3 protein-coding genes and 1 pseudogene are annotated in these 5,137 nt (G+C 57.7%); all 4 read left to right on the forward strand.

Translation table 11 applies throughout. The features are described from left to right. A pseudogene (locus ABIB00_RS38740) lies at positions 1-93 on the forward strand (GlsB/YeaQ/YmgE family stress response membrane protein); the annotation flags it as partial. Between the two features lie 774 nt (positions 94-867). After that, positions 868-1,656, forward strand: coding sequence for an alpha/beta fold hydrolase (locus ABIB00_RS38745; protein WP_354107979.1), 789 nt, complete (start codon positions 868-870; stop codon positions 1,654-1,656). Between the two features lie 41 nt (positions 1,657-1,697). Further along, positions 1,698-2,768 carry a PAS domain-containing sensor histidine kinase gene (locus ABIB00_RS38750; RefSeq protein ID WP_247353814.1) on the forward strand — a complete coding sequence of 357 codons (1,071 nt, stop codon included), beginning with the start codon at positions 1,698-1,700 and terminating at the stop codon, positions 2,766-2,768. Positions 2,769-2,949: 181 nt separating this feature from the next. Further along, positions 2,950-4,965 (forward strand): hybrid sensor histidine kinase/response regulator, encoded by a 2,016-nt coding sequence (locus ABIB00_RS38755; RefSeq protein ID WP_354107980.1) that lies wholly within the window; start codon positions 2,950-2,952, stop codon positions 4,963-4,965. Positions 4,966-5,137 lie beyond the last annotated feature (172 nt).

The following is a 5,137-nucleotide window of genomic DNA, read 5'->3' on the forward strand; positions in this document are numbered from 1 at the left end:
GAAGGCGCTGGGCTGGTGGGGGCGGTCGTGGGTGCCATCATCGTGCTTCTTGTCTACGGTTTTGTGGCCGGGCGCAGCCGCCGGGCGATCTAACCACTGTGACCGAACCTTCTTCACGCTAGCGCGATGATTTCGTTCGATAGGCAAGCCGCTTGCGAGAATTTAACATAGGTTATATTCCGTGATCACCGCACCGTCTCAGCGGCTTTCCACCCCGTGACTGCGAGTTCTTGCGCTCCCGCCGGTCTAGGAGCCTCTTAATGTCGACGTCAGCCCAGCCTTGCCCGACCTGCAGGGGTTCAATGACGCTGGAACTGCACCGGCGCCAAAACGCCTCGGACGTTTCAGTGCCTCAACTGTGAACGGCCCGATCCGATGGGGTCGCCTCAGGTGGGCGCGATCATGCGCGCTTTAAGGCCAATGAAGCCTGATGGTCAGTAAGGCCTCTATGCTGGGCGGCAACGACCCAGACCGCAGGGAGATCGCAGTGCCGCGTCAAAGCTCAAAACCCCATACATTCGAACAGAGGATCGACAGCGAAAGCTCGGTTTCTGGAGGAGGCCTCGAAACTTCCTCCGGGGCCAGAACGCGATGAGCTGGAAATGAAGCTGGGTCAGCTGACGACTGCTGCTCAGTGGAGCGCAACCCTTTCGGTGCCTCCGCCCAAGCCCCTCAAATAGGCTTCGAGGTCAACTCTAGAGCCGAGCGGCGTTATGACGGACACCGGTCCATTTCAAACTTTGGCTTCGACTGGGCGTCCATAGGCACGTTCGATCCCCTAATTGGGAATGCCTTCCAGCCAAATCGTCGGCTGCAACCGAAAGCGTAGGGGTGCTACGACTTGTTTGCCAGACTTGGGGAAAAGCTATGGACGTAATCGAACGAAACAACGTCCATGTTCGCGGAACGGGCGACCGGAGCATGATTTTTGCCCATGGTTTCGGCTGTGACCAGAACATGTGGCGGTTCGTGGAGTCTGCCTTCGCAAGCGAGTTCAAGACGGTGCTCTTCGACCATGTCGGCGCGGGCGGTTCTGACCTGAAAGCTTATGACCAGCGAAAATATTCGAGTTTGGCAGGCTATGCCGATGACGTCGTCGAGATCGGACACGAGCTTGGTTTGGCGGATGCGGTGTTCGTGGGCCATTCGGTCAGCAGCATGATCGGCGCGCTGGCGGCGCAGAAGGCGCCGGGCATGTTCGGGAAGCTTGTGATGGTGGGGCCTTCGCCCCGGTACATCGACGACGGCGACTATTTTGGTGGCTTCAGCGAAAAGCAAATTGAAGAACTTCTCCATTTTCTGGAGTCCAATCACATGGGGTGGTCGGCACAGATGGCACCGGCGATCATGGGAAATCCCGATCGGCCCGAACTTGGCCAGGAGCTCACCAACAGTTTTTGCCGAACTGATCCAGAAATTGCCAAGGCATTCGCGCGGGTGACATTCAAGTCCGACAACCGCGCCGACCTGGGTAAAATAGAGATTCCAACGCTGATCCTTCAGTGCAGCGACGACATTATCGCCTCGAAGCCCGTTGGCGAATTTGTTCATCGCGCAATCCCGAACAGCGAGATCGTCTTCCTTGAGGCTACCGGCCATTGCCCCAATCTCAGCGCGCCCGATGAAGTTGTCGCGGCCATGCGAACGTTTGTCTGAGGCCTTCGGTGGATGATCCGCGGATCGACGATTTCGAGGACATGTTCGAGAACGCTCCGTGCGCGTACATCACTCTGCTGCCTAACGGACGCATCGAGCGGGTGAACAAGACGCTTCTCGCCTGGATCGGCCACACCGCCGAGCACATGGCAGGCAAACGGTTCAGCGACTTCCTGAACATGGCAGGTCGCATCTATTTCGAAACCCACATAGCACCGCTTCTACGAATGCAAGGCTTTTTCAACGAATTTGCGATCGACATGGTGACGGCGGCAGGCGAGCCGCTCCAGATGATTGTGAACGCTCTCGAAGGGCGGGACGCCGCCGGCAGGGCACTGTTCACCCGGCTGGCATTGCTCAAGGCCACGGATCGGCGACGCTACGAGCATGATCTTCTGGAAGCTCGCGACGTTGCAAAGACCAGTTTGGAAAGTGAACGCGAGACTTCGGAATTGCGAGAGCAATTCATCGCCGTGCTCGGTCATGACCTTCGAAATCCTCTGGCTTCGATAAGTGCCGGGGCCCGCATCCTCGGTCGCGAAGCAAAGAGCGATAAGGAGCATCAGGTCATCGCAATGCTGGAGACGACCGTTCTGCGGATGGCGGGACTGATCGACAACGTGCTCGATTTCGCGCGCGGCCGTCTCGGTGGAGGTATCACCCTTGATCGCGATACCCGCAGACCGCTTGAACCTGTGCTGCACCAGGTGATCGATGAACTGCGGCTGTCTTCGCCCGGTCGGCGGATCGAAGCTGAATATGCGATCGACGTTCCCGTTGATTGTGACAGGAACAGAATAGGGCAGCTGGTGTCCAACCTCGCCGGAAACGCGCTCAGCCATGGCGCGTCCAACCAGCCGGTTCGCGTGCGCGCCGTGACGGAAAATGGGCTGTTCAGATTGTCAGTCGCGAACGGCGGCGAACCCATACCTGAGGCCGCCATGGCCAAGCTGTTCGAGCCGTTCTTCCGGGGCGAGGTACGAGCCAGTCGGCAAGGTCTTGGTCTCGGTCTGCACATTGCCGCGCAGATAGCAAAGGCACATGAGGGTACGCTGACCGTAAGCTCAACACGCGAGGAAACCTGCTTCACCTTTTTGATGCCACTTCGATAACGAATAGATAGGCGGGTTCCGTAGTGGCCCTTAGCGACAGGCAGATCCAGGTTGTTTTCGGGTCCGATGACCGCCTTAACGGAAGTCAGCAAAGCGCGGTCTTGCCTGTTTGCGACCCTCACGGTCATAAGCCTCTTGCCATCGAGACTACCAACTGGTGCCGGGCGCTGGGAACCAAACAGTGTCTTTGGAGTTGTATGTTTCGGCTTCGCGCGCCATTGGAGTTCGTCTCATTCCCAGGTCCAGATTCGACGAACTCGACGATACTCGCCGCCTCCAGCTGCTTATAGACGCAATCGTCGATTACGCGATCTACATGATCGACGTGGACGGCACGGTACGCAGCTGGAACTCCGGTGCGAAGCGCTTGAAGGGCTACTCGCCTGAGGAAATCATCGGCAAATCGTTTGCATCGTTCTACACGCCCGAGGATACAGCCAAAGGACTGCCAGAACAGGCCTTGAACGTCGCTGGGCAGACCGGTCGGTTCAGCGCGGAGGGATGGCGCGTCCGCAAAGACGGAAGTCGGTTTTGGGCATCGGTCGTCATCGATGCGGTCCGGGACGAAAGCGGTCGCTTGGTCGGCTTTGCCAAGGTTACGCGAGATATCACCGAGCGACAGCAGGCTCACGAAGAGCTCCTTGCTAGTGAAGGGCGTTACCGCCAATTGATCGAGGCGGTGGTCGATTACGCCATCTTTCAACTGGACCCGCTCGGTCTCGTAACGACCTGGAATCCCGGCGCGCAGCGGATCAAAGGCTATACTCCGCCAGAGATCATCGGACGACATTTCAGCGCATTCTACACGCCCGAGGATGTGGAGCTTGGCGTTCCGAAAAGTGCGCTTTCGGAGGCGAAGGAGCATGGACGCTTCGAAGCCGAAGGGTGGCGCATGCGGAAAGACGGGAGCCGCTTTTGGGCGTCGGTCGTCATCGATCGCATCAACGACGACGCTGGCAACCTTGTGGGATTTGCCAAGGTCACCCGTGACGTCACGGACCGGAAGAGAGCTCAGGACGAGCTCAAGCAGGTTCAGCAGCAACTGGCCGCATCTCAGAAGCTAGAAGCCGTGGGGCAACTCAGCGGCGGAATCGCGCATGACTTCAACAATTTGCTCATGATCGTCATCGGCAATCTGGAGACAGCTGAGCGGCACGCCCCCAAGGCAGCCCCAAATTTGGCTCGTGCATTGGCGAATGCGAAGCGCGGGGCTCAAAGAGCCGCGGCGCTCACCAGCCGCTTGCTCGCGTTCTCTCGACGACAGGCCCTCGACCCGAAACCTATCGACCTGAACAATTATATCAACGGACTGCAGGAGTTCCTCCAGCGCACGCTTGGGGAACGCATCGAAGTTCAGACCGTCGGAAGTGCCGGGTTATGGCATATCGAAGCCGATCCGAACCATCTCGAGTCGGCAATCGTCAATCTTGCAATCAATGCACGTGACGCGATGCCCAATGGCGGAAAGCTTACCCTGGAGGCCGCCAACATCTCCGCAGACGAGGAGTATTGCCGGCTCAATCCTGAACTGATCCCAGGCCAATATGTCGCAATTTGCGTCACGGACACCGGCAGCGGGATGGCGTCAGACGTTCTAAGTCACGTTTTTGAGCCGTTCTTTACCACGAAGGAGCCGGGGCAAGGCACCGGCCTTGGTCTGAGCCAAGTCTATGGATTCGTCAAACAGTCAGGAGGGCACGCAAAGATCTACAGCGAAGTGGGCCAGGGCACCAGCATCAAGATGTACTTCCCACGCTTCGCCGGGAATGCGCAATTGTTGGAGAGCACAGCGGAAGACCTTTCTCCTGAGGGTGATAAGTTCGAAACCGTTCTCGTCGTTGAGGACGATGCAGACCTTCGCACCTATATTTCCGACGTTCTGCGAGATCTCAACTATCGCGTCCTCTCTGCCCGCAGCGCTCAAGCGGCTTTGACCATTTTGCTGCAAGAGGATTCGAAGGTCGACCTTCTGCTGACGGATGTTGTCATGCCAGGCATCAATGGGCGCGAGTTAGGCAAGCGTGCGCAGCAAATGAGACCTGAGTTGAAGATCCTGTACATGACCGGTTATTCGCGCAACGCCGTGGTTCACCAGGGAAGGCTCGACGAGGGCGTCAATTTGCTGGAAAAACCGATATCTCAGGCAAAACTCGCGTTACGCGTGCGAGAAATTCTCGACCAGAACAGTGGAATTTAGCCTGTGGCAACCTGACGGAGTCCAGCATTTTGCTGGCTCATCGCAGACGAACCTTCACTGAGAGAAATCGAGGTGCTGACATCAGCAGCGGCTGGTGATGACCGCAATGACCCGTTGAGGTCGCAGGTCTGATCAATAGTTGACGCGCTCAGCAAAATTGGGCCAGCAGCCG

Origin of the sequence: Bradyrhizobium sp. LB14.3 (assembly GCF_040547985.1) — a bacterium.
Taxonomy (GTDB): domain Bacteria; phylum Pseudomonadota; class Alphaproteobacteria; order Rhizobiales; family Xanthobacteraceae; genus Bradyrhizobium.

Excerpts from the sequence above, each read along its gene's own strand:
- ABIB00_RS38750 (WP_247353814.1), top strand. The coding sequence starts at position 1,698 with ATGTTCGAGAACGCTCCGTGCGCGTACATCACTCTGCTGCCTAACGGA.
- ABIB00_RS38745 (WP_354107979.1), top strand. The coding sequence starts at position 868 with ATGGACGTAATCGAACGAAACAACGTCCATGTTCGCGGAACGGGCGAC.